The 25,610-nt window shown below is 70.1% G+C and carries 18 protein-coding genes; 8 read left to right on the top strand and 10 right to left on the bottom strand.

Annotation, left to right across the window (positions count from 1 at the left end; genetic code table 11):
* Positions 1 to 58: 58 nt before the first annotated feature.
* Both ABFX45_RS30915 and ABFX45_RS30910 read right to left on the bottom strand, forming a co-directional pair.
* A complete protein-coding gene (locus ABFX45_RS30915) occupies positions 59 to 1,156 on the bottom strand; it encodes a calcium:cation antiporter (protein ID WP_109638279.1) in 1,098 nt (365 codons plus the stop codon).
* A 129-nt stretch (positions 1,157 to 1,285) separates the two neighbouring features.
* Positions 1,286 to 1,678, bottom strand: a complete 393-nt coding sequence (locus ABFX45_RS30910; protein ID WP_109638067.1) for an SSI family serine proteinase inhibitor — start codon at positions 1,676 to 1,678, stop codon at positions 1,286 to 1,288.
* Between the two features lie 244 nt (positions 1,679 to 1,922).
* Here ABFX45_RS30910 and ABFX45_RS30905 point away from each other — a divergent pair, with 244 nt between their 5' ends.
* The 4 genes from ABFX45_RS30905 to ABFX45_RS30890 all read left to right on the top strand — a co-directional run bounded on the left by ABFX45_RS30905 (position 1,923) and on the right by ABFX45_RS30890 (position 4,719).
* On the top strand, positions 1,923 to 2,510 hold the full coding sequence (locus ABFX45_RS30905) for a D-alanyl-D-alanine carboxypeptidase family protein (RefSeq protein ID WP_346133726.1): 588 nt from the start codon (positions 1,923 to 1,925) through the stop codon (positions 2,508 to 2,510).
* Between the two features lie 91 nt (positions 2,511 to 2,601).
* The gene (locus ABFX45_RS30900) at positions 2,602 to 3,219 is read left to right on the top strand and encodes a TetR/AcrR family transcriptional regulator (RefSeq protein WP_109638066.1); all 618 of its coding nucleotides are present in this window, start codon (positions 2,602 to 2,604) and stop codon (positions 3,217 to 3,219) included.
* A gap of 82 nt (positions 3,220 to 3,301) precedes the next feature.
* A complete protein-coding gene (locus ABFX45_RS30895; RefSeq protein WP_346133724.1) occupies positions 3,302 to 4,258 on the top strand; it encodes a hypothetical protein in 957 nt (318 codons plus the stop codon).
* Positions 4,168 to 4,719: a hypothetical protein gene (locus tag ABFX45_RS30890; protein ID WP_346133722.1), complete on the top strand. Its 552-nt coding sequence runs from the start codon at positions 4,168 to 4,170 to the stop codon at positions 4,717 to 4,719. Before ABFX45_RS30895 ends, ABFX45_RS30890 begins: the two co-directional genes overlap by 91 nt.
* Here the strand turns inward: ABFX45_RS30890 and ABFX45_RS30885 are convergent.
* Positions 4,660 to 5,373, bottom strand: a complete 714-nt coding sequence (locus tag ABFX45_RS30885; protein WP_109638063.1) for a TetR/AcrR family transcriptional regulator — start codon at positions 5,371 to 5,373, stop codon at positions 4,660 to 4,662. The two genes, ABFX45_RS30890 and ABFX45_RS30885, sit on opposite strands and share 60 nt — an antisense overlap.
* Before the next feature lie 93 nt (positions 5,374 to 5,466).
* Between ABFX45_RS30885 and ABFX45_RS30880 the strand changes: the two genes are divergently transcribed.
* From ABFX45_RS30880 to ABFX45_RS30865, 4 genes are all read left to right on the top strand, one after another.
* Positions 5,467 to 6,477, top strand: a complete 1,011-nt coding sequence (locus ABFX45_RS30880; protein ID WP_346133720.1) for an aldo/keto reductase — start codon at positions 5,467 to 5,469, stop codon at positions 6,475 to 6,477.
* Between the two features lie 14 nt (positions 6,478 to 6,491).
* Positions 6,492 to 7,529: a Kelch repeat-containing protein gene (locus ABFX45_RS30875; RefSeq protein ID WP_346133718.1), complete on the top strand. Its 1,038-nt coding sequence runs from the start codon at positions 6,492 to 6,494 to the stop codon at positions 7,527 to 7,529.
* Between the two features lie 34 nt (positions 7,530 to 7,563).
* On the top strand, positions 7,564 to 8,064 hold the full coding sequence (locus ABFX45_RS30870) for a COG4315 family predicted lipoprotein (protein WP_112227216.1): 501 nt from the start codon (positions 7,564 to 7,566) through the stop codon (positions 8,062 to 8,064).
* 369 nt (positions 8,065 to 8,433) lie between these two features.
* Positions 8,434 to 10,668 carry an exo-beta-d-1,3/1,6-glucosidase gene (locus tag ABFX45_RS30865; protein ID WP_112227215.1) on the top strand — a complete coding sequence of 745 codons (2,235 nt, stop codon included), beginning with the start codon at positions 8,434 to 8,436 and terminating at the stop codon, positions 10,666 to 10,668.
* On the opposite strand, the gene ABFX45_RS30860 is transcribed toward ABFX45_RS30865, so the two are convergent.
* Genes ABFX45_RS30860 through ABFX45_RS30830 form a run of 7 tightly spaced genes read right to left on the bottom strand, consistent with a single transcriptional unit; the run spans position 10,646 to position 25,461 of the window.
* Positions 10,646 to 11,422, bottom strand: a complete 777-nt coding sequence (locus ABFX45_RS30860; RefSeq protein ID WP_346133716.1) for a hypothetical protein — start codon at positions 11,420 to 11,422, stop codon at positions 10,646 to 10,648. The genes ABFX45_RS30865 and ABFX45_RS30860 overlap by 23 nt on opposite strands.
* A complete protein-coding gene (locus ABFX45_RS30855) occupies positions 11,419 to 13,164 on the bottom strand; it encodes a class I SAM-dependent methyltransferase (RefSeq protein WP_346133714.1) in 1,746 nt (581 codons plus the stop codon). The genes ABFX45_RS30860 and ABFX45_RS30855 overlap by 4 nt, the downstream gene beginning before the upstream one ends.
* Positions 13,161 to 14,288, bottom strand: a complete 1,128-nt coding sequence (locus ABFX45_RS30850; protein ID WP_109638056.1) for a glycosyltransferase — start codon at positions 14,286 to 14,288, stop codon at positions 13,161 to 13,163. Before ABFX45_RS30850 ends, ABFX45_RS30855 begins: the two co-directional genes overlap by 4 nt.
* On the bottom strand, positions 14,285 to 15,052 hold the full coding sequence (locus tag ABFX45_RS30845; RefSeq protein ID WP_112227211.1) for an alpha/beta fold hydrolase: 768 nt from the start codon (positions 15,050 to 15,052) through the stop codon (positions 14,285 to 14,287). The genes ABFX45_RS30850 and ABFX45_RS30845 overlap by 4 nt, the downstream gene beginning before the upstream one ends.
* Complete coding sequence (locus tag ABFX45_RS30840) at positions 15,045 to 15,305, bottom strand: acyl carrier protein (RefSeq protein WP_109638054.1); 261 nt, start codon at positions 15,303 to 15,305, stop codon at positions 15,045 to 15,047. Before ABFX45_RS30840 ends, ABFX45_RS30845 begins: the two co-directional genes overlap by 8 nt.
* Positions 15,305 to 18,970 carry a beta-ketoacyl synthase N-terminal-like domain-containing protein gene (locus ABFX45_RS30835; RefSeq protein WP_346133710.1) on the bottom strand — a complete coding sequence of 1,222 codons (3,666 nt, stop codon included), beginning with the start codon at positions 18,968 to 18,970 and terminating at the stop codon, positions 15,305 to 15,307. The genes ABFX45_RS30840 and ABFX45_RS30835 overlap by 1 nt, the downstream gene beginning before the upstream one ends.
* Positions 18,958 to 25,461 carry an SDR family oxidoreductase gene (locus ABFX45_RS30830; protein ID WP_346133708.1) on the bottom strand — a complete coding sequence of 2,168 codons (6,504 nt, stop codon included), beginning with the start codon at positions 25,459 to 25,461 and terminating at the stop codon, positions 18,958 to 18,960. The genes ABFX45_RS30835 and ABFX45_RS30830 overlap by 13 nt, the downstream gene beginning before the upstream one ends.
* Between the last annotated feature and the right edge of the window lie 149 nt (positions 25,462 to 25,610).

The following is a 25,610-nucleotide window of genomic DNA, read 5'->3' as shown; positions in this document are numbered from 1 at the left end:
CGTAGGAGCCCGGCGAACCGGGCCACAACGGATTCGCGGACCGGTCCTGGTTACGGCACTACGGGTTCACAGCCAGGAACAGGAACGCCGCCAGCAGCACCAGGTGCACGCCACCCTGCAGCCGCGTCGCGCGGCCCGGCACGACGGTCAGCACGCTGACCAGAACGGTGAGCAGCAGCAGAACCATCTGCATCGGACCGAGGCCGAGCAGCAACGGCCCGTCCAGCCACACCGTGGCGAGGGCGATCGTCGGGATCGTGAGGCCGATGCTCGCGATCGCCGAGCCGTAGCCGAGGTTGAGGCTCGTCTGGATGCGGTCGCGCAACGCGGCCCGTGCGGCGGCGATCGTCTCGGGCAGCAGCACCAGCAGTGCGATGACGACACCGACGAACGACTGCGGGAAGCCGGCGGCCCGCACGCCGGCCTCGATCGCGGGCGACTCGATCTTGGCGAGGCCGACCACCGCGACCAGTGCGACGAGCAGCAGGCCGAGCGACGCCAGCGCGGCCTTCCCGGACGGCGCCTCGGCGTGCTCCTCGGTCTCGATCACGCCGTCCCCGGTGACGGGCAGGAAGAAGTCGCGGTGCCGGACGGTCTGGGTGAAGACGAACAGCGCGTACAGGGCCAGCGAGGCGAGAGCGGCGAACGCGAGCTGCGGGCCGGAGAACTCGGGGCCGGGCGTGCTCGTGGTGAACGTCGGCAGCACCAGCGTGAGGGTGGCGAGCGTGATCACCGTGGCCAGCGCGCCGCCGCTGCCTTCTGCGTTGAAGAGCGTGGTGCCGTGCTTGAGGGCACCGAGCAGTAAAGCGATGCCGACGATGCCGTTCGTGGTGATCATGACGGCGGCGAACACGGTGTCGCGCGCGAGCGACGACGCCTCGGGCCCGCCGGACACCATCAGCGTGACGATCAGGGCCACCTCGATGATCGTGACCGCGACCGCGAGGACCAGCGATCCGAACGGTTCCCCCACCCGCAGTGCGACGACCTCGGCGTGGTGCACGGCGGCGAGCACCGTCGCGGCGAGCACGACGGCGACCAGCGCGACGAGCACCGGTGCGAGGTCACGCCCCCAGGCCAGCGCGAGCAGCAGCACGCCGAGCACGGGGGTGATGGTCGTCCAGGACAGCAGCGGGAAGCGTGAGATGGCGGCCATGATCACACCTTCGCACGTCGCGCAGGCGTTCCGCCATTCGGCTCATCAATGGTTTCGAGTGCGAAAAATGTGCAGCGGAGCGCCCCTGCCGCGCCCCGCTGCACATTATTTCCGATGCGTGACCGATGTTTAGAAATCGAACACGGCACCGGTGTGCGCCTGCATGACGCACGAGTTCGGATAGGTCTGAACCTGCGAGACGGGCTCACCTCGCCAGAAGCCGAACATGGTCACCTCGACCGGCGCGTAGATGAACGTGCAGGCACGGCCGTCAGGCCCCATGGCCTGCAGGTCGGCGCCGGTGGCCGCCAGGGTGGCGCAAGCTCGGGCACCGAGAGGGTGCCGATCGCCTTGTTCGCAGGTCAGGACGGTCGCCTTGAAGGCGTTGCCCTCGACCTCTGAGTACTGCACCGTCAGCAACAGCGCGGTGCCCCGGTCTGCGGTGGGGGCGGCCTGCGCGGTGCCGGCGAAGGTGAAAAGTGACGCGAGCACTGCAACGATCGCAAAAAAGCGGCCGAACATGAAAGCGGTCCTCCTGAGACCTCATAAAAACGGGCCGGTTCTCGGCCGCCGCAGATGTTGCCACCATGTTTCGTCGCCGCGAAAGGGGCCAGCACTTGTTCACCGATCACATTTGTGCACTCCGCCAAAAGCGTGATTGGGCCGAACGGATGTGTTCCCCGCCACGTCCACCGGGACACAGCTGCCGACGGACTGTTACGGGTTGCTGACAGACACCGCCGCGCGCCGACGTATTATTCAAATCATGTCCAAGACCTCCAGACGCGTCGTGTTCGGCGTGCTGCTGATCATCGCCCTCGTGGTTTCCACCGGCGGCGTGCTGGGATACCTGGGCAGATTGACGCTCGTGTTCGACCGCCAGCCGGGAAAGCCGCTGGCGATTCTCGAGGAAGTGCCGGGCCCGCCGGACGGACCGAAGTGCGCAATCGACGCGCGCTACCTCGACGAGGCCCCGGAAGGCCTGCCCCCACACGTGCGGCAGGCATGGCAGGCGTTGCGCACGAAGGCCTCTGAGCAGGGCGTTCAGCTCTGCCTGAACGACGGCAAGCGCAGCCGCCAGCAACAGCAGAAGGAGTTCGACGACGCGGTGGAGAAGTTCGGCACCGAAGAACTCGCGTCGCGCTATGTGCTGAACCCGCCGGACCGTTCGATGCACGTCATCGGATTGGCGGTCGACATCCAGCCGATCGAATCGGCGAAATGGGTCGAGAAAAACGGCAGCACCTTCGGCTGGTGCCGCCGTTACGAAAACGAGCAGTGGCATTTCGAGTACAACGCCGGCTACGCCACGGGAGGCTGTCCCCCGCTGGAGAAGAGCGCGACCGGCAGCTGAGCGCTCGTGCAAAGGTCTAGACGCCTGGGGTGCGCACGAGGTTGCGCCGACGTAATCTGACAACCACGATTACCGGATTGGAGCCCTCCCAGTGGCCCGTGCCTACGGCGGTGTGTCACCCGAGCAGCGCAGAGCCGAGCGCAGGTCCCGCTTGCTGCAGGCCGGCCTGGCCCTCTTCACCACCACGGGCTTCGCCACCACCAAGATCACCGAACTCTGCACGGAGGCCGGCGTCTCCACCCGCAACTTCTACGAGGAGTTCGGCTCCAAGGAAGACCTGCTGCGCGAGCTGCACGACCTGATCAACGCCACGGCGTTCAACGAGGTCCGCACCGCGCTCACCTCGCTGGAAACCGCCGACGTGCGCACCAGGATCATCACACTGCTGGACGTGTTCGTCGGCACCGTGACCGCCGATCCCCGTGCGCCGCGCCTCAACTACGTGGAGGCCGTGGGGGTGAACGCGGAGATCGAGCAGCAGCACGTGCGATGGGTGAACACGTGGGCGCAGTTCATCGAGTCCGAGGCCCTGCGCGCGGCGGCGGCCGGGGTGGCGCCGCAGAGGTCGTACCGGCTCACGGCGATCGCCCTGGTCGGGGCGATCACGGGGCTGCTGCGGGAGTGGCAGGCGCACGAGCCGCCGCTCGCGATCGACGAGATCGCCGCGGAGATCCGGGAGCTGATGCTGGCCGCGATCACGCGGCCGTAGCCCGCTGCTCGGTTCGGGCGACCCCACCACCGAACCGGCCCAACAGCCCCAGCGACCGTGATCAGATGGCACCGTGCGCACGGTGGCCAGGCTCGTCACAGCGGCAGCAGCCGTGGTCGGCTACGTGGCCCTGATCCTGGCGATCACCGCGGGCCAAGACCTGCGCGAACGCAACGCGTTCCGAGAAGCCCCCGCCCAGTACGCCGCCTTCGTCGCCGCCCTGAACACCGGTTCAACCACCGACCTCCGCGCAGTCGCCAGCTGGTTCCGCAAACACTCACCATCCACCAGCACCGCCGCCGCCTCGATCTCGCTGGGCGCGAGCGCCGCCGAAGACGGCGACCTCGACCTGGCCCGCCGGTACACCGACGACGTAGCCGCGAAGATCGAGCAGGACCAACAAGCGCTGGACCGGACGACCTCCGAGGCGTGGTCGCGAGCAGTGCCGTGGCTTCTGGTGATCGGCACGCTCCTCACCGCAGCCGCACTGGTCCTGCGACACCGGCGACGTGCGGCCAACGCCGAGGTGGTCGAGCTGGTCCTGCAGTACGTGCCGCCGAAGCCGCGGTGGCGACGCCCTGTCTTCCTTGTCGTCAGCGGCATCGGCCACACACTCCTGGTGTGCGGCTTCCTGGCGGTCGTCGCGGCAACCCGCGCCAACGACCTGCCTTGGGCCGCAAGAGGATTCCTCCTCGCGGGCGGCGTCGCGGCGCTGCCGGTCGCCTGCTTCGTCCTGCGGCACTCACGCCCGAGGGCCGCGCGAGGTGCGGCGCAGGCGTTGCGGGCCGACTGGCGCAAGCCGGTGCTACCTGCGCGGTTTCGGCGACGACCCGGACGCCGCGGTCGTCGACGAACTGCCCCGGCGCGCTGTCGGCCGGGTTGCTCAGCATCCACTCGCGGGAGGAGCACCTCATCGGGGCGCTCGGCGCGTTCGGCCCTGTCGTCGCGGTGGGCAGGCCGGGCGAGCGGCTGCCGCACCTCGGCGCGGCGCGGTTCTACCTGCCAGGTGACGACTGGCAGTCCGGTGTCCTGCGGCTGATGGAGCTGTCCCAGCTCATCGTGTTGCGGCTCGGCGAAGGTGAAGGGGTGTGGTGGGAGGTCGACCAGGCGGTGGCCGGGCAGCCGCCGGGCAAGCTCGTCCTGCTGATCCCCGGCGACCGGCCGGACCTCACCGAACGGCTGGACGCCCACCTTCCGGTCCCCGCCGGGATCAAGGACGCGATCCCCGGCCGGTGGACGTCCGCGGTGGTCGCCTTCAGGGAGGACTGGACTCCGGTCGTGCAGCCGGTCGGGCCGTTTCCCGGCGAGAAGAACCGGTACGGCTCCACGGTTTTCTACGTGGCCCGCGCGATGCAGGAAGCGTTGCGGTCGATCGAGGCGCGCAGGCGGGCGATGGGGATGCGGACCAACAGCCACCTGCTCGCGGTGTACGGCAAGGTGCTACTGCTCGTGCCCGCGCTCTTCCTGGTCGCCCACTTCCTGCGACTGGTCCTCCCCTGATCCACCGAGCTTGACGAGCAACTCCCGCAGGATCGCGAGCTCCCCCGGCGTCAGCGGCACGTCACCACGGCCCAGCTGCACCAGCAGCGAGTCGGCGGCGGAGGCCAGATCGGTCTTCGCCAGCCCCGTGACGAGCACCGAGCCGAGCACCGCTTCCCTGGTCCGCGCGGACAGTCCGGCCGCGCCGGGATTCGTGATCAGCAGGATCGTGGCCCCGACAGTGGCCGCGTGGATGGTCTGCACGGCGTCGTCCACCGGCATCGTCAGCAACCCTGCCTCGCCGATCCGCGTGACGATGCGGCGCAGGATTCGTTCACCCTCCGCCGCGGCTGGGTGCTGAGAAGTCCGCGCGCCGCCGTACATGAGTCCGTACAGGGCCGGGTTGCGCAGGCCGAACTCGACGTGCCCGTCCCAGCCCCTGCGCAGGTCCTCGACCGGATCGGCGGACTCGGCACGATCCCGTTTCTCCTGCAGGTAGCGCTCGAAGCCCGCCGCGACCACGGCGTCGAGCAGCCCCTTCTTGTCGCCGAAGTAGTGGTAGACGGTCGGCGGAGTGACGCCGGCGGCGGCGCACACGTCACGGATCGACATGCCCTCCACGCCCACCGCGTCGACCAGCTCGATTGCCGCGGCCAGGATCCGCTCCCTGCTCATATAACCGCACTATACCAGGCATTGTCACCGTTACATGCTTCATGTTAGCGTCGATACGGAATACACGCTAACACCGATACCCTCGGAGGGCCGATGTCCCCGTTGTCCCGGCGTGCGGTTTTGCAGGCGAGCGGCGCGGCAGCCCTGCTCGGCACCGCCGCCCGCACCGCGTCCGCCCAGGAATCCGCCCAGGAGGCCACGCAACAGCCCGTGATCACCCGGCGCATCCCGCGCACCGGCGAGGAGGTGCCCGCGATCGGGCTCGGCACGTTCATGACGTTCGACAAGAAGCCGGGCGCACCTCGCGACCACCTGCGTGAGGTGCTGCACCGGTTCCACACAGGTGGCGGCCGCGTGGTGGACACCTCGCCGTTGTACGGGCTGTCCGAGGTCACGGTCGGCGACTTCGGCAACGGCCTCGACCTCTTCATCGCCGACAAGGCCTGGGCCACCGGTGAGTACCTCGGCGACGACAGCCAGGTGCGCCGCCAGTTCGAGCAGTCGCTCACCCGCGTGTGGCGCACGCAGATCGACGTCATGCAAGTGCACAGCCTCGTCAACGCCGACGCGATCCTGCCCGTGCTGCGGACCTGGAAACGGGAGGGCCGCATCCGCTATCTCGGCGTCACCCACCACGACCCGGCGTACCTGCCGTTCCTGGAGCGGTACGTCCGAGACGGCGACCTCGACTTCGTGCAGGTCTCCTACTCGATCCGCAACCGTGCGGCCGAGCAACGGCTGCTGCCGCTGGCTGCCGACAAGGGCACGGCGGTGCTCGTCAACATGCCGCTCGAGAAGGCCCGGTTGCACCACCTGCTGCGCAACCAGCAGCTTCCCGGGTTCGCCGCCGAGATCGGCGCCACGTCATGGGCGCAGTTCTTCCTGAAGTGGGTGATCGGGCATCCCGCCGTGACGTGCGCGTTGCCGGCCACCACCAACCCCGATCACGTCGTCGACAACCTCGGCGCGCTGCGCGGTCCGTTGCCCGATCAGCGCCTGCGCGACCGGATGGTCCGGCACCTGGAAGCCGTCCCCGGCTTCGCCGACCTGCTCACCACTCCCTGGTACCCCGGCAAGACCTTCGACGGCCTCGTCCGTCTGTGAACTGGAGGAATCCCGTGAAACGCATCATCATCACCGCCGCCGTGGCCGCGCTGGCCCTGCCCGCCACCGCACACGCACACCCCGACCACCCGACGGCCCCAACAGCAGTCGTCAACCCGGTGTACGGCGACGGCTGGCAGCAGCGAGCCCCGATCGCCGGCGGACCGCGCCAGGAGCACAGCGTCGCCGCGATCGGCCGGCACGTGTACGTGGTCGGCGGCATCCGCCCGGACGGCAACGGCGGCGTCGTCACCGTCCCGGACGTCGAGGTCTACGACACCCGCGCCGACACGTGGCGGAAGGTGGCTCCGCTGCCGGTGCCGATGAACCACCCCAACGTCGTCGCGCTCGGCGGCAAGCTCTACGTGCTCGGCGGACTGTCCGGCGGCGCGTCCTGGCAGGCGTTGGGCGACAGCTTCGTCTACCACCCGGCGACCGACCGCTGGACCGCTCTCCCGCCGATGCCGCAGGGCGTCGAGCGAGGCAGCGCCGCCACGGGCGTCCACGGCACGCGCGTCTACCTGGCGGGCGGCATGCGCACCCTCACGCCCGGCCCCGGCGGCTTGCAGGACACCGTTGCCGACGTGCACTCCTACGACGTGATCACCCGTCGCTGGACGACCCTGCCGTCCCTCCCCGAGGCCCGTGACCACGTCGGCGGCGCGTTCGTCGGCGGCACGTTCTACGTCCTGGGTGGCCGGGACCGCGGCCAGATCAACGTGCGTGACACCGTCTACGCGTTCGCCGGTGGCAGGTGGACCGAGCGGGCTCCGATGCCGACGCCGCGCGGTGGCATCGCGTCGGCCGTCGTCGGCACGAAGATCTACACGTTCGGCGGCGAGGGCAAGGTCGTCAACGGCGTGAACACCGTCTTCAGCGAGACCGAGGCCTACGACACCCGTCGCAACCGCTGGGAGAAGCTCGCGCCCATGCCGATCCCCCGCCACGGCACCGCGGCCGTCGGCGTCGGCGACACGATCCACATCCCCGGCGGCGGCAACCGCGGCGGCGGCGCGCCGATGGACGTCAACGACGCCTACCGACCGCGCTGAACCGCGCCGGGCCCGCTGTCCGTAGTTCCCTGGCGTGAGCCGATTCGCCCTTCTCGTGCTGACCCTGCTCCTCGCCGCCTGCTCGGCAGAGCCCGAGGAGACCGCCACCCTCGAGCAACTGGAGGCCGCCGCCGGCCCCGTCGCCGGCCCGACCCCCGTGCTGCCGGGAGACATCGCGAAACTGCAGGTCGAACAGTCGCCCGCGGTCGGCCCCGTCGTCGCCGACCGCGAGCACTACACGCTCTACCTCAACACCCAGGACAGCACCGACCCGCCCAAGCCGACCTGCCTCGAACCCGAGTGCACCCTCGTGTGGCCGCCGCTGCTCGCGAAGGGCGGTCAGTTCGACGCCCCGGCACTCGACAAGGCGTTGCTCGGCACGGTGAAACGACCTGACGGCACAGAGCAGGTCACCCTCGGCGGCCACCCGGTCCACCGGTACGTCGACGACGAGCAGGCGGGTGACGCGAAGGGGCACGGGATCGACGGCCGCTGGTTCGCGATCGCGCCGAACGGCACCAAGGCCGCGCGCTAGTGGCGTGGCCCGGACCGTTTCTGGGCGAATTCGCGGTCAGACGGGTGCATCGTGGTGCCGCCCCCGCGTCCTCATGCTGGATGTACGGGGGCGGTGCCGCGAGGTGCCCTGCTGAGCGCGAACTACCCAGCCGACGTTCCGGGTCACGCCACTAGGCCGGAATTCCGGCGCTGACAAGGCGTCACGCTCAGGACACACACTGGAACCGGCTGTCCGGACGGGCAGCCGGTTTGTCGCGTTCGGGGCAGCTCGACCGATTCGTTTGTACCGGAATCCGGGAAACCGGTTTCGCGCGGAACCGGTTTCGGCTAGACATTGTGAGAGCGCTCCCACAGACGCTGCCGCCGCACGAGCCCTCCCGGAGACCACATGGATCGCGACGACGTGCCCTACCTCGACGCCACGCTGCCCACCGCGACACGGGTCGCCGACCTCCTGGGCCGCATGACGCTGCCCGAGAAGGTCGGGCAGATGATGCAGCTGGACTCGAGGGAGGACCTGGACGACCACGTGCTGCGCAAGCACGTCGGCTCGATCCTGCACACCTCGCCGGAACGGGTGCTGCGCGCGCACGACCTCACCACGCAGACGCGGCTCAAGATCCCGCTGCTCATCGCAGAGGACTGCATCCACGGCCACTCGTTCCACGAGGGCGCCACGATCTTCCCGACCCAGCTCGGCATGGCCGCGACGTGGGACCCGAGCCTGGTCGAGCAGGTTGCGCGGGTCACCGCCGTCGAGGCGGCGGCGACCGGAGTGCACTGGACGTTCTCGCCGGTCCTGTGCATCGCGCGGGACCTGCGCTGGGGCCGCGTCGACGAGACGTTCGGCGAGGATCCCGTGCTGATCGGTGAGCTGGCGGCGGCCATGGTCAGGGGCTACCAGGGCGACGGGCTGGCGGACCCGACGGCGATCCTCGCGACCGCCAAGCACTTCGCCGGCTACTCGGAGACGCAGGGCGGCCGTGACGCGAGCGAGGCCGACCTGTCGCGGCGCAAGCTCCGGTCGTGGTTCCTGCCGCCGTTCGAACGGGTCGCGAAAGAGGGCTGCGCGACGTTCATGCTCGGCTACCAGACCACCGACGGTGTGCCGATCACGGTCAACTCGTGGCTGCTGGACGAGGTCCTGCGCGGCGAGTGGGGCTACAAGGGCACGTTGGTCACCGACTGGGACAACGTCGGCCGCATGGTCTGGGAGCAGAAGCTGCAGCCCGACCACGCCCACGCAGCCGCGGCCGCCGTCCGGGCCGGCAACGACATGATCATGACGACCCCGCAGTTTTTCGAGGGCGCGCTGCAGGCCGTCGAGGACGGGCTGCTCGACGAGAAGGACCTCGACCAAGCCGTCACCCGCATCCTGACGCTCAAGTTCGACCTGGGCCTGTTCGAGAACCCGCGCAGGCCGGACACCGAGCGCCAGCGGGTCATCATCAACCACGACGACCACGCGGCGTTGAACCTTCAGGTCGCGCGACGGTCACTGGTGCTGCTGCGCAACGAGGGCGTGCTTCCGTTGCAGAAGGGCAGGATCGCGGTCGTCGGCCCGCTCGCCGACGACGCGCAGACCCAGCTCGGTGACTGGGCCGGCTCCTCCGGCCAGGCCGACTGGCTGCCGGACGGCCAGCCGCGCGACATGATCACCACGGTGCTCGACGGCCTGCGCGAGCTCTCCTCGCAGGAGGTCACGTACGCGCGCGGTGCCGACATCCTGACGCTCGAACCGGACCCGGAGGGCGAGACCTTCCCGGACGGCCAGCCGCGTCCGCACATCGTCCAGCCGTGCCCGCCGGACGCGAACCTGATCGCGGAAGCCGTCGCGGCGGCGGAAGCAGCCGACTACGTGGTCGCCGTTGTCGGTGACCGCATCGAACTCGTCGGCGAGGGCCGTTCCACCGCCACGCTCGACCTGATCGGCGGCCAGATCGCCCTGCTGGACGCGCTCGCCGAGACGGGCAAGCCGCTGATCGTCGTGCTCCTCGCGTCCAAGCCGCTGGTGCTGCCGGACTCGGCGCGCAACGCCGCCGCGCTGCTGTGGGTCGCCAACCCCGGCATGCAGGGCGGCCGCGCGATCGCCGAGCTGCTGCACGGCCTGATCGAACCGAGCGGCCGCCTGCCGATCTCGTTCGCGGCGCACGCCGGGCAGCAGCCGACCTACTACAACCAGATCCGCGGCCAGCACGGCTCCCGCTACGCCGACCTCACCCAGGAGCCGGCGTTCGCGTTCGGCGAGGGCCTGTCGTACACGACGGTCGAGTACGGCGACCTGCACGTGGAGACGGCGGTGCTGCGGCCGGACGAGACGGTGCAGGCCTCGATCACGCTGACCAACACCGGCACCCGGCCCGCCCGCGAGACCGTTCAGGTCTACGTGAGCGACGCCGTCACGTCTGTCAGCTGGGCGGACAAGGAGCTCAAGACGTTCAAGCAGGTCGACCTGGGTCCCGGCGAGACCACGACGGTCGAGCTCGAGCTCCCGGTCGCCGCCTGCACGATCGTCGACCAGCACGGCTGCCGCGTGGTCGAGCCCGGCGAGTTCGTCCTCCTGGTCGGTCCGAGTTCGAAGGACCTGCGCCGGGCGGAGTTCACCGTAAAGCCTCAGTTCTGAACGGAGCCGGAACGATCGTGAGGTAGCGCGGAGGAATCTCCACCGCCTTCGTGATCGCCCTCTTCACCGCAGGGACCAGGTCCGCGTCGACGAGCACGACAGCGGGCCTGCCCGGTGGGTCGACCAGCATGCTGGCACCCCGCGCACCGGAGGCCAGTGCTGCGCGGACCACCGCGTCCTGCTCCGGGTCCGGGTCCTGCGCCCGGTGGTACGCCGTCAAAGCCGCCCCGAGATCCTCTGTGTCCGGGGTGTACGGCCGTTCCTCCTGCGGTTCCTGACGCCGGATCCGGGTGTCGACGACGAGCAGCCGTTGACCTGGCAGATCCAGCTCGGCGGTTTCCGGCCCCTCGTAAGCGTTTCCCGCGAGATCGCGCAACGCCAGCCCGACCGCCGTCCTCAGCGCCTCACCCGCCGACAGGCCACTCCCCTGCGGCAGATCGACGCTGCACATCAACGTCGCGCCACCGGAACTGCCGGCCACAGGTGCCGCCCACGCCGGGATCTCACCGGACGGCAGCACGGCGCGTTCGGTCGGCCGGTTGACCGACACGAGCTCGAGCTTGCCGTCGTCACGCCGATCCCCCGCCACGATCGCGCCCCACTTGGCGGGCACCTTCACGGCGCCACCGAGCAGGTTCAGCACGCCTGGCGCGTACCAGACACCCTCGGCGGGCCTGCCGAACGTCCGCCGGAACGCGTGCGGCACCAGCCTGAGCTCCGGCGCGATCTCAGGCCGATCCGCGATGTCCGTCATTTCTCCTGTGCCGTTTTCCGGGCCAGCAGCCGGTAGGCGTTGCCGCGGTCACTGCGATGAGCGAGGAACCGGTTCACCGTCTGGTCCAGCGCCATCGCGACGAAGAACGCCGGAATGCCGAGCGACCACACCAGGAAGCTGCGGGTCCTGCGCAGGCGCACCCGTTCCGGTCGCCACGGCGCCGGCGTGCGGGGTGCGATGTTGCCGAGGAACAGCAACAACGCCAGCGTGAAGTCGTTGCACAGGTGGGCTTTCGAGCGTTCCTTGGCCACTGTGGCCAGTCCGCGGGCGGCGAGCGCGTGTTCCAGGTTGCCGATCGGCATCATGTGCTGGTGCTGCGGCTGGAACCACGGCATCCAGTACTGGCCGAACAACCGCCCGAGCCGCCACTCCGGGTCCGGCAGCTCGATCAGCAGGTAGCCACCCTCCGGCAGGACGTCCGCGGCGATGTCGAGCTCCTCCCACGGATCCCGCACGTGCTCCAGGTAGTGGTGCATGCTGATCACGTCGTAGCGGCCCTTGAGCTCGCCCGCGAACTCCTTGAAGCTGCCCCGGTAGGCCTGCTCGATCCGCCCTAGCCGCGCCGCGTCCTCGATGGCCGCGCCCTGATCGAGCCCGTCGAACACGGTGGACGGCAGAACTTCCTTGGCGCCCAGGCAGAAGTGCGCGTGCCCGGAGCCGACGTCCAGCCACCGCTCGGGTTTGGTGAACGGCTCGACCATGCGCGCCCGCCCGTAGTACGGATCGGTCTTGCCGGAGAACACCGCCTCCGCCGACGTCTCGCCGAGGCCGTCGTAGAAGTCCCGGTAGTAGAATCCCAGGCCTTCTTCACTCAGCCGCGGGTTCTGCCAGACGTGTCCACATCGGACGCAACGGTCCATCGTGAACGTGCCGGGCTTGCGCTGCACCAGATCCGTCGCGGTGACCCACCGGCGCAAGTCGGTGCTCCCGCACGACGGGCAGTTGTCGCGCCGGGCCTCGTGGAAGTTCTTGTCGCGGTTCTGCTCGTACCACGGCGTGGCCTGCTTGAGGTGCTCGGCCTGGCGCTTCTCGGCCGCGGACTTCTCGCCACCGGCGGTCTTCACCCACAGGTACGGGGTGCGCAGGAACCGCGGCACCCACAGGTCACGTGGCCGCAGCGGCGTTCCGGCGAACACCAGGATCGGGTGCGCCCAGTACGCGGCCAGCGCAACGAGCCCCCACGGCCACGCCGTGACCAGCGCCGCCGCGACGGTCGCGTAACCGATGACCGAGCCCGCGATCCACAGCGACGGCCGTTTTCCGAGCTGCCGCAACGTCGCCGCGCGGTATCCGAGGTCGTACGGCCCGGCCTTCAGCCCCGGCGCGACCGCGATGTCGACCTGCGCCCGCACGTGGTCCTTGACCCTGCGCACGTACGCGACGAACTCCGTCGGGTCGTCCGGGTTGACGTCCTCGCGGTACTGCTCACGCACCAGCACGGCCTGCGAGGCGCTGATCCCACGCGCCCACTGGTCCTCGCGGTACTTGGCCGGATCGACCGAACCCAGCAGGTCCAGCGCGGCGACCGTCGGGAGGTCGCGCGGCACGAGGTCGACGAGGTCGGCGTCGGTTTCCCACGAGCCCTCGGGATGGACACCGGTGGCGGTGAGAAGCGAGTGCTCACCCGCGCCCTTGGCGAGCACTCGCAGCTTGGACGCGCGGGAACGCAGGCGCAGGACGTCCAGCAGGACGACGAGCACCACCAGCACGGTGAGAATCACCCGGCCACCACCTTTTCAAGTCGGTCGGCCGCGGCAGTTGCGCCACCAGCCGCCAAGAACGACTCCCGCACCAGCTCCGCGGCGGCCGCGTACTCCGGCTCGTCCAGCACGGATTCCAGTGCACTGCGAACATCTGCGGCGCGCGCCCGCGAGTAGGTCAGCCGCACTCCGGCGCCGGCTGCCACGACCTGGGCGGCGACGGTCGGCTGGTCGTCCCGGATCGGTGCCACGACCAGCGGTAAGCCGTGGGCCAACGCCTCGCACACCGTGTTGTGGCCGCCGTGCGTGATGACCGCGTCCAGGTGGGGCATCAGCGCCAGCTGCGGCACGGACGGCAGCATCAGGACGTTCGGCGGGCACGGGCGCGGCTCCGCGACCATGATCACCTGGACGTCGAGGTCCACGACCGCTTCCAGCACCTGGTTGAGGAACCGCTCGCCGGCGGGGCCGTTGAGGGTCCCGAGCGACACCAGCACCCGGCGTCCACCGGTCAACCGGTGCCAGGGGAACTCCACTCGTTCGACGCGATGCGTCAGCGCGGGCCCGACGAAAGCCACTTCCTCGCCGAACTCCCCCGCCACCAGTGCCGCCGAGCTGTAGACCAGCACCAGCCGGTCGGAGAACCTGATGTCCCCGCCTGCGAAGCCGTGCAGCAGATCCCGCACCCAGGCGTCGACCTTGGGCATCGTCCGCAAAGGATTGATCAGCTCGGCGGACGTGCTGGCCGACGTCACCCACGGCAGGCCCGCGTGACCCGCCACCAGCGGCCCGGCCAGTGCCTGCTGATCCGCGACGACCACGTCCGGCGCGAACTCCCTGACCGCGTCCGCCACCCCTGGCACCATCGCGTGCCCGAGCGGGATCAGGAACTCCTCCCAGAAGAACTTGACCACCGCCATCCCGCGCAACGCGAGCCAGCGCTCCCGTTTCGCCCGGATGTCCGCCTCCAGCAGATCGTCGATCGCCGGGAACACCACCGCGTCGTCCGGCAGCAACGGCGCGAGCGTGCCCGGATGCCCGACCCACGCCACCTCGTGCCCGCGCGCCAGCAGCTCGCCGCCCACGGACGCGGTCGGGTTGACGTGGCCGGTCAGCGGCGGGACCACGAACAGGAACCGGCTCATGACGGCAACCAGTCCAGCAGCACGTCGAGCAACTCCGCGGTGGCTTCGCGCAGCACCGTGTGGCCCAGTCCGGACACGACGTGCAGCCGGCAGGACGGGATCCGCTCCTGCAGTTCCGCCGCCGCCCCGATCAGCTCCGACTCGGCGCCGTACACCCCGAGCACCGGGCACCGCACCTGCGTGAGATCAAGCTTCGTCCCGGAACCGAGATCGTCGATCAGGGTCGTGCCGTTGAGCAACGCGTTGGCGTTCACCGCGAGTTTCGCGATCTTGCGCTGGCCGAGCGCCATCAGCTGGTCCTGCGTCCGGTCGAACTCCAGGCCCAGGGCGGCGACCGTCAGCGTGTTGGTGATGTCCTCGAACCACGCGTCGCCGACCACTCCCCCGCACGCTGACTCGACCAGCACGACGCCGCCGACCCGTTCGGGAGACTGCACGGCCGCGTGCATCGCGACCACACCGCCGTAGCTGTTGCCCACCAGGTAGACCGGTTCCGTCACGCCGATCTCGTCCAGCACGGCGACGAGGTCGAGCGCGCTTTCCTCGGGCGTGTAACCGGAGGGCGGCCGCTCGGACAGCCCGTGCCCGCGCAGGTCGAACAGCACGGTGCCGAAGCCGGCCTGGGCCAGCGGCGCGGCGAGCGTGTAGTAGAAGCTGGACAGGTTGTCCATCACCAGGCCGTGCACGAACACCACCGTCGGCGCATCTGTCGGCCCGAGCCGCTGGACGTGGAAGCGCAGCCCTCGGGCGTGAACGTCAGACACGAGCCGTGATGTGGTCGACGAGACGGCCGACGGACATCGCCATGATCTCGTCGATGTCCATGTCCGCCAGGAACGCCACGAGGTCGACGCCGTAGTGGGCGTTGAGCTTGTCCGCCAGCGCGACGAACTCGATCGACTCCAGGCCGAGGTCGTCGCTGAACGTGGTGTCACGGGTGATCTCCACGCCCAGCAGGAAGTCGGGCCCGACCACCTCGGTGATCATCTCGGCCACCTGCCGCAGCACCTCGTCCATCACTTCTCCGTCCTCACGCGGGCGGCTGCTCTGCCTTGTTCCGCAACGACTTCGATCCGGGGCACGGCGAAGGCACCGCGCACGTTGACATCGGCGTCCACCGTCAGTTCCGCCGGGTAGATCGGCCCGGCACCGCGATCCCACAGCGACGCGCGCACGGCGTCCTTCACCGCGATCACGCGCAGCAGCCAGTCCCGTTGAGCCGGCACGTCCAGTCCGCCGTAGTGCAGTCTCTCGGCGGAGTTCAGGTAGCGGCGCATGATCAGGTCACGGGTCGCGCTGTCCGACCAGTTCTCCTCGACCCGCAGCCACTCACCGTCTCGGGTGGACAGCATTTCGGTGCCGGGGCGGAGCTTCACCTGCCAGATCCGGTCGTCCGTGGTGAACCGGCGGGTGGTCCAGCCGGTGATCCGGCACCACAGCTCGCCGTTCACGGTCAGCTCGGCGTCGGCGACCATCTCCTGGGCGGTCACCGAACGGATCCAGGCCGTGCACCGGACGTCGCCCGTGGGCGCGGGTCCGTGGAACGACACCTGTTCGATGCCGGTCGGCAGCACCGTCTGGTCGACGGTGTGCGTGACCTGCATCCAGTGGCCGATCAGCTGACCGGCGCTGTCGAGCAACGCTCCCGGCGCGGGCAACGGCGTCAGCACACCGGCGATTCCGTTGTCCGCCAGGCAGTCGATCTTCGTGACACCCGCGAAGGCAGGTCCGTGGAACATCCAGTTGTCCCGGTACAGGGCTTCCGCGTCGACCGGTGCCTCGCGGACGCCCTGCAGTTCCTTGCCGACCGGCTGCGCGGTCACCGGCGCCATCAGCACGACGCCCTCGGCGTAGTCGCCGACCTTCACCACCACGCGGGCCGGGTCTTCCGCGCGAGCGGAGACCTTCACGGTCGTGGCAGGCAGGGCCGTGAGCCAGCGCTTGGCCCTGACCTGCGTGAAGCCGTGGACGGTGCCGCCGGTGAGCCTTCTGGCGGCGTCCGCGAACACCTCCAGCAGGCCGGTCGCCGGCACGATCGGGAACCCGTCGGAGAGGTCCGGCCAGCCGGGCGGCTGCGGGAACACCGAGTGGTCCACGAGCTCCGGCATGGTGCGCAACGAGAACTCGCGGGTGAACCCGGCCTCGTTCGGCCGCAGCGCGCCGACGACCTCGCGCGCGACGGCGTTCGTGTGGGCCAGCAGCGCGTTGACCGCGGCCGACATCGGGCTGTCGTCGGCGACCAGCACCGGTTCGGTGCCGAGCGGGTCGACCTTGATCTTCGGGGTACCGAGCCGCAGCTTGACCTTGTGCGTGGTGCCGCGCTTGAGCCCGAACGCCCACAGCGCTTCCGGCGCGATGTCGGCGTTCACGGCGAGGTGCGGCCGGTCGGACAGCGTGTCGGCGACGAACCCGGGCAGGCTGCCCTGTCCGATCTGGACGAACGCGCGGAAGCCCGCCTGGTGCAGGCGCTCCAGCAGCGGCCGGAACTTCACCGGCTCGACCAGGTGGCGCAGCACCAGCTCGCGGACCTCGTCGGCGCCCATGGGTTCGAGGGAGTTCGCCGACCACACCGGGATCTCCGACGCGCGGACCGGCAGCTGGTCGAGCATCTCCTTGGCGCGGCCGAGGTACGGGGCGAGCGCCGGGGTGTGGAAGCCGGTGCGGAACGGCATGAGCTGCGCCATGACGCCGTTGGCCTTCAGCCGTTCCAGCACGACTTCGAGCTGGTCGATCGGGCCGCAGATCACCGACTGGTGCGGGCAGTTGTCGTGGCTGATCGTGACGCCGTCGATCAGGTGCTCTTGCGCGATGTCGGCCGAGCAACCCAGTGCGGCGTAAGCGATGTCGACGACCGCGACCGCGCCAGGTCCGAGCGCGCTGACGAACTCGTCGATCGTCGGGTAGATCCCGCCGACGACCATCGCCGTCCACTCGCCCATGCTGTGGCCGGCCAGCGCACCGGGCGTGATGCCGAGTGCCATCAGCTCGCGGGCCTCGCGCCGCCCGTCCTGCAGCAACCCGACGGCGTGGTCGACGACCTCGCCGCTGAACTCGCGCTCGAATCCGGGGAACAGGAACGCGACCTGGTCGGTGCTGGTCAGCAGCGGCTGATGGGCGAACCAGATGTCGTGCCGGCCGGGCCACGCCTTGCCCTGGGCGACCACGCGTTCGGCGAGCTTGAGCTTGCGCTCGTCGGGATTGCCGATGGCGAGCCGGAACGCCCGGTCGGCGTTGGAGCAGCGGCGTTCTTCCAGTGCCCTGGCCAGCTCTTCCGCGGTGTCGGCGGCGAACGTCATGACGGGCTTGCGCGGCTTGGCGATCGTGTGGCCGTCGAGGACGGCGTGGGCGTTGATCCCGCCGAACCCGAACGCGTTCACGACCGCGCGGTGCGGCCCGCTCCACTCGCGCGCCTCCCTGACCGGCGTGAACCTGGTGCCCCGCAGGGCGCTGTGCGGCTTCTCGACGTGCAGGGTCGGCGGCAACGTGTTGTGGTGCAACGCGAGCGCGGCCTTGATCAGCCCCGCCATACCGGCCGCCGGCATCGCGTGACCGATCATCGACTTCACCGTGCCGATGCCGATCTCGTCGCCCTGGTCGCCGAACGCGTTGATCATCGTCTGCAGTTCGGCGGCGTCACCGGCGGGGGTGGCGGTGCCGTGGGCCTCGATCAGGCCGAGCCCGTCCCTGCGCGGGTCGAGTCCCGCACTGGCCCATGCCCGTTGCACGGCAAGGAGCTGGCCCTCGGGGTTGGGCGTCATCATGCTGGTCGCGCGTCCGTCGCTGGCCGTGCCGATGCCGCGGATCACCGCGTAGACGCGCTCGTCGCCGACGTCCTCCAGCCGCTTCAGCACGACCATGCCGACACCTTCGGACAGCAGCGTGCCGTCCGCGGCGGCGTCGAACGGCCTGATGCGCTCGCTCGGGCTCAACGCGCGGAGCTGGGTGAAGACGCTCCACAACGTCGGGTGGTGGCAGACGTGCACCGCCCCGGCGAGCATGGCGTCCGCGCGGCCCTCCTGAAGCTCGCGGACGGCGTGCTCGACGGCGACCAGACCGGACGCGCAGGCCGCGTCCACCGTGTAGGCGGTGCCCTTGAGGTCGAACCGGTTGGCGATCCGCGACGCCGCGAGGTTCGGCACGAGGCCGATGGACGACTCCGGCTGCTCCGGCCCCAGGCGATCGCGGATGGTCCGGCGGACCGTGTCCAGGTCCGCGCCGGTCAGGTTCGGGAAGAGGTCGCGGACCACCGAGACGACCTCGTCAGCGAGCCGGACCCGCTGGTCGAGCCGCGCACAGCCGGGCGTCAGATAGCCGCCGCGTCCGACGACCACGCCGACCCGATTCCGGTCCGGCAGAGCCGATTCGCCGCCCGCGTCCGCGATGGCCTCGGCGGCCGTGGCGAGGGCGAGCAGCTGGTCGGGCTCCGCGCCGTCCACTGTGGACGGCATGATGCCGAACCTGGTCGGGTCGAACTCGGCCAGGTCGTCGACGAACCCGCCCTTGCGGCAGTAGAACCTGTCGCCGGTGGTGCTGTCCTGGTCGTAGTAGGTGGCGGGGTCCCAGCGTCCTGCCGGGATCTGCCCGATGGCGTCGACACCGGTGACGATGTTGCGCCAGAACGTCGTGGCATCAGGGGCGCCGGGGAAGACCGCACCGATGCCGACGATCGCTATGCCTCCCATCGGTAGACCACCTGGACGTCCGAGCCGCCGGCGATTTCGTCGAGGAGCGCGGTGACGCCCTGCTCCGGGTCGATCAGCGGGATGCCGCGGCGCGCGTACTCGCCGGCGAGCCCGACCGCCATGCCCGCGCCGGCCCAGGGACCCCAGTCGACGGCCACGACCCGGCGTTGCGTGCCCCAGAACCTCGCCATCAGGTCGAGGGCGTCGTTCGCGGCCGAGTAGTCGGCCTGGCCGCGGTTGCCGAACACGCCGCTGACGCTGCCGAAGAGAACCAGGAAGCCGTCGCGGAACTCCTTGGCGCCGTTCACCTTCGTGGCCCAGACCCGGTTGAACGACTCCTGGGTCTTGTCCGCGATCAGCTTGTCGTCCAGCACGCCCGCACCGTGGATGACGCCGTCGATCCGGCCGAACCGCGCCTTGATGTCGTCGAGCACCTTCGCGACGGCTACGGCGTCGGTGACGTCGCACTCGTGGTACCTGACGCTCGACGCCTTCGCGCGCAGGCGTTCCACGGTCTGACGGACCTCGCGTTCGGCGAGCACCTTGCGCGCCATCGCGGGAACGTCCGTCGTGTGCCCCAGCTCGAACAACGCCTTCACGAGCGCGGGCTCGGTCGTGGCGTGGGCGAGCCGGTGGTCCTCCGGCGCGATCGGGGTGCGGCCGAGCAGCTCGATGTGGCAGCCGGTGCGTTCGGCGAGCGCGGTCGCGACCAGGGCGGTGATGCCGCGGGCGCCACCGGTCAGCAGCACCACGCTGTCGGCGTCGAGGTTGAGGGTGCTCGGCGCGAGCTCCGCCGGCACCGCCTCGATGACCTGCCTCCTGCCCGCGTGGTAGCCGACGACCGCGGGGCCGGGGCCGATCTCGGTGAGCAGGGCGGTGGCGATGTCGCGGTGGCTTTCCTTGGTGTTGACGTCGACCGCGCGCACCACGAGGTCCGGGTGCTCGAGCGCGGCCGTGCGGATCAGGCCGTGCAGTCCGATGTCCGCGGGCAGCTCGTCCGGGGTGTGGTCGAAGCCGAACGTGCCGCCGCCCGTCGTGACGACGAGGAGGCTCACACCCTTGGTCACGCTGGCCTTGACCTCGCTGAACGCCTCCGGCAGCCGTCCGCCGAGCCGAACCACGACGTCGATGCCGGTCAGGTCGTCCGGGAAGACCGGTTCGACGCGCGGGCGGGCGGTGTGGCGTTCCAGGAGGTCGGCGAGCTCGAGACCGATGCCGTTGTCGTCGACGATCAGGACCGTCTTGCCGGTGAGGTCGGCGGGTTCGGCGGGCTCGCACGGCACGACCTGCGGCACGAGCCGCACGAGACGGCCCGTCGTCGGCGCGTCTGCAAGTGCTGCCGGCTGCGAGTTGGTGGTGCTTGCAGACGCCACTTGCCCGGCGCCGAACCACGCCACGATCGCCTCGATCGTCTTCAGCCGCGCCAGCTCGTCGATCTCACCGGTCGCGCCCAGCTCCTGGGCCAGCTCGCCGACGATCTCGGTCCGCTTGATCGAGTCGATCGAGAGATCCGCTTCCAGGTCCAGGCCCGGCTGCAGCATCTCGACCGGGTAACCCGTGCGGGTGCTGATCGTCTGGAGCACGATCGCCTTGACATCCTTCGCCGGAGCACTGGCGGGCGTGGCGCCGAACCAGCCCACGATGCCTTCGATCGTCTTGATCTGCGCCAGCTCGTCGATCGACCCGGCGGCGCCCAGCTCCTGGGCCAGCTCGCCGACGATCTCCGTCCGCTTGATCGAGTCGATCGACAGGTCCGCTTCCAGGTCCAGGCCCGGCTGCAGCATCTCGACCGGGTAACCCGTGCGGTCGCTGATCGTCCGCAGCACCACCGTCGCGACGTCCTCCTGCGGCTTCGCCTGCGGTTCCGGCGCCTTCGCCTGCTCGATCACCGGCATCGGCGCCGGAGCGGCGGGAGCGTTGCCGAGGTAGCTCAGCAGGACGTCGCGCTGGGCGCTGACCGCGTCCCGCATGCCGTCCAGGAACTTCTCGACGATCTCGTCACGACTGAGCCCCGCTCCGGCGCGCAGGGTCGGGAACTCGGTGGCGGGCCGCAGCCCGCCGGGCAGTGCGTCGCCGTTCGCGTCGCGCACGAGACCTCCATCCACGTACCAGGACGGCCGCTGCGGCACGGCCGTGGCCGGTGCGGCCCTGTCCTCGAACAGCGGTGCGGCGTCCACCTCGACGCCGGCGACCGCGAGCTCCGCGAGTGTGCGCAGGAACGTCACGTGGTCGTCGCAGCGCAACGCCCGGTGCGGCCGGTCGCCGAGGGTCCTGCCCACCAACGACGTCAGCACGCCACCCGGTCCGGCCTCGACGAAGATCCGCGCGCCGGCCGCGTACATCGACTCGATCTGGTCCACGAACCGCACCCGGCCCGCGAGCTGCGCGGACAGGCCCTCCCGCACGTCGGTGTGGGGTTGCGCGGTCACGTTCGACCAGACCGGGAAAGCCGTCTCACCGATGGACATCTCCGCGAGACGGGCCGCGAACCTGTCACGGGCACCCGCCATCAACGGGCTGTGGAACGCGGCCGCGACCGGGATGTTCTTCACGCTCAACCCGGCGTTCCGCAGCACTTCGACGGCGTTCTCCACGGCCTTGGTGGGACCGGAGATCACGACCTGGTCGGGCGCGTTGTGGTTGGCCACCACGACGTCCGGCGGCAGCAGCGCCTCGACGTCGACGAGCGGTGCGGACACCGCGGCCATCGTGCCGGGGTCCTCCCCCACGGCCTCCAGCATCGCCTCGGCACGGGCGGCGCTGAGGTCGAGCAGGGCGGCGGGCTCGAACACGCCGGAGGCCGCGAGCGCGACCAGTTCGCCGTAGCTGTGGCCACCGGCCAGATCCGGCCGCACACCAACGGATTCCAGGAGCGCGGTGACCATCAGCCCGGCGATGCCGAGCGTCGGCTGTGCCATCCGCGTGTCGGTGATCTCCGCGCGTTGCTTCGCGACGTCGTCGGCGGTGAGCGCGACCGGCGGGTACATCACCCGCTCGTACCGCGCGTCCACGAACTCCTGCAGTCGCGGGAAGGCCGTGACGAGGTCGAGCAGCATGCCCGGTCGCTGGCTGCCCTGGCCGGGGTAGAGGAACGCGACCTTCGGCCGCTCACCGTCGCGCAGCCGGACGGTCTCGCTCGAACACCAGGCCTCGACGTCCGCGAGCGCTGCCCGCAGGCCGTTGTGATCGCTCACAACGAAGGCCGCCTGAACAGGCCCGTTGCCGCATGCAGCAGCCAGGGAACGCAACGGTGTGCGCTCGTCCACCAACGCGGTGAGGCGAGCTGCTTCCCGTTGCGCGGCTGCGGGATCCTGACCGCGGATCAGGAACAGTTCGGCGGGCCATGCGGTCAGGCCGTGGCGTGGCTCGTCGGCGCCGGAGTACCCGGCGATGACGGTGTGGAAGTTGGTGCCGCCGAAGCCGAACGCGCTCACGCCCGCCACGCGTTCGCCGGTCGGCCGGGCCCACGTGCGGTGGCCGAACGCGAAGGGGCTGGTCCGCGCGTCCCAGAACGCGTTGGGCTGCTTGACGTGCAACGTGCCGGGCCGCAGTCCGGTGTGCACGGCCAGCGCCGCCTTGATGACGCCCGCGAGGCCCGCCGCGCACTTGGTGTGCCCGATCTGCGACTTCACCGAGCCGATCGTGCACGTGCCCGGCTCGACGCCGGTGAACATCTCGGTCAGCGACGCGAGCTCGGTCCGGTCGCCCACCACGGTTCCGGTGCCGTGTGCCTCGACCAGTCCGACGGACGTGACCGGCAGACCAGCCGACGCGTAGGCACGACGCAGCGCTCGTTGCTGACCTTCCGGACGTGGCGCGGTGAGGCCCATCGAGCGGCCGTCGCTGGACACGCCGATGCCCTTGATCACGGCGTAGACCCGGTCGCCGTCCCGTTCCGCGTCCGGCAACCGCTTCAGCACCAGACAGGCCACGCCCTCACCGAGCGCGATGCCGTCCGCAGCCGAGTCGAACGTGGCGCACCGCCCCTTGGCGGACAACGCCTTGACGGACGCGAACATCTGGTAGTCGTGCGCACTGTTGTGCAGGTCGACCGCGCCGCACAACACCATGTCGCTGGTGCCGCCGACGAGTTCCTTGCACGCCACGTCGAGCGCGGCGAGGCTGGACGCGCAGGCCGCGTCGACCGTGTAGTTGGCGCCACCGAGGTCGAGCCGGTTCGCCACCCGACCGGAGATCACGTTGCCCAGCACGCCGGGGAACGAGTCCTCGGTCAGCGCGGGCAGGTGGTCGTCGAGGCCGCGGATTCCCAGCGCGGGCAACGCGGTGCGGATCGTGTAGGCGTTCGCGAGATCGGCACCGGCCTCGGCACCGAAGATCACCGCCGTGCGTTCGCGGTCGAACACACGCGTCGCATACCCGGCGTCCTTCAACGCGCGGGCCGACACCTCCAACGCCAGCAACTGCGCGGGTTCGATCGAGGTCAGCGAGGTGGGCGGGATGCCGTACGCGAGCGGGTCGAACGCCGTGCGCGGGATGAACCCGCCCCACCTGAACGGGCTGCCGTAGCGTTCGGGCGACCAGCGGTCCGGCGGGATCTCGGTGATGGAGTCCGTGCCCTTGAGCACGTTCGCCCAGAACTCGGCCACGTCCCGCGCGCCGGGCATGATCGCGGCCATGCCGACGATGGCGACGTCCAGCGGCTCCTGCTCGGCGACGTCCGAGCCGGTCTCCGGCAGCGCGCCGGAGACGATGTCCTCGTGCAGCTCCGCGATCGTGGTGCGCTCGGACCGCAGCGTCGCGACCTGGCCGATCATGAACATGCCTTCGCGGCGCTGTTCGTCCTCGCCGACCTCCTTGAGCCCGCCGGCATCGCGGACGAGCCCGCGGCTCGCGAGCCGGAGCCGGCCGAGGTTGAGCTGTTCGAGCCGCTCCCAGCTCTCCTGCTTGGGCAGGCCGGCGAGCTCGGCCCGCTTCTGCTCGAACGTGTCCACATAGGACGTCTGCGCACAGCGAACCGCGTGGCCGGGCGAGGTCTCCAGCAGCGCGGTGTCCTCGCACTCGAGCGCGACCTGCTGGAACACCGGCTGGATCGCGCCGTGCGTGACCGCTTCCTCGGTGAACAGGTAGGCCGTGCCGACGAGAACACCGATCGCCGCACCGCGTGCCGCGATCGGCACGGTCATCGCATCGATCATGGCAGCAGAGCGCGCGTCGTGGATGCCGCCCGCGAACAGTGCCGTGACGTCCTTCTCACGCCCGCGCAGCACGTCGATCTGCTGCTGCCACAACGTGAAGCTGGTTCGAGGACCCGTGTGACCGCCACATTCCGAGCCCTCGAAGACGAACTTGCGCGCGCCTTCGTCGAGGAACCGGCGCAGCAACGCGGGCGACGGCACGTGCAGGAACGCCTCGATCCCCGCGTCCTCCAGCTCGCGCGCCTGCGCGGGCGTGCCACCGGCGACGATCGCGTACTTCGGCCGCACCGCCAGCACGGCCTCCAGCTGGCGCGCCCTGAGCTCCGGCGGCGCGAAGCCGAGCAGACCAACGCCCCAGGGCCGGTCTCCGAGCTTCCGCGAGGTTTCTTCGAGCAGCTCGCGGACGGCGGTGCCCTCCATCAACGCGAGCGCGAGAAACGGCAGCGCACCACCCTCTGCGACGGCCGCGGCGAACGCGGGCTGGTCGCTGACCCGCGTCATCGGCCCCTGCGCGATCGGGTAACGCAGCCCCGGCACACGCTCGCAGAACGGCCCGCCGGTCCGAATCGAGCGGTGCTCGGCCGCCTGCGCGAGATTGTCGCGAATGCCCCGCTGAATCGCGCCGACCACGCCTCCAACGGTCCCAAACGAGATGCGATTGAATTCCGCGAAAGCGCCTTCCTGGCCAATTTCGAGCGTGTTTTGACGAACATGCACACGCACTCCGTCGTTCACGACGGTGTCGGCGCCGTCCATCGCGCGGAGGACGTTGACAATTTCATCGGAAATGTGTTTTCGGGCCTCCGCGACCAGCGCGAGCTGCCCTTCCAGCACCACTCCGCGCGCCCCACCGGCCACCGCCGCGGCAGCCGTGCCGGCCCCGATCGACCCGGCCACCCAGACCGGCAGCTCGGTCAGCGCGAGCACCTGCTGAAGCAGCACGAAGGCGGGCGAACCACCCACCCGGCCACCGGCCTCGGCACCCTTGGCGATCAGCCCGGTAGCGCCCGCCGCGATCGCCTCGACAGCTTCGGCCACCGAGGTGACCACGGCGAGGATCCGGCGTTCACCCAGCTCAGCCAGGTTCGGAAGATGCCGAACGAGATCAACCACCACGGTGTCGACCGCGTCCGGCAAGTCCACCGCCAACGGCCCGTGCAGCCGCACCGCGAACGCACCCTGGTGACGCGCGGTGACGCGCCCCAGATCACGGGCAGCATGTGCTCCAAGATCGAGCACACCGACTCCACCCGCTCGTTCAGCCGCGACCACGAGGGCCGGGTTCGGGGTGCCGAACGGACTCAGGCACAGCACCCGTTCTCGATCCGACAGCATGTCCACTGCGCTCGCTTCCTCACCGTGCAGGGGTGGGGAGAAAGGAATTCAGCTCACTACCTACTCGCCAGTACGTTACGATGCCTCACCGTACGCACAAACCACGGGTGCCGTCGAGAGGGGTAGTGAAACTTTCTCATATACGTAAC

The sequence above is a fragment of the Lentzea roselyniae genome (genome assembly GCF_039537795.1).
In the GTDB taxonomy this organism is placed as follows: Bacteria; Actinomycetota; Actinomycetes; order Mycobacteriales; family Pseudonocardiaceae; genus Lentzea; species Lentzea atacamensis.
This window is presented reverse-complemented; position numbering and strand designations above follow the sequence as displayed.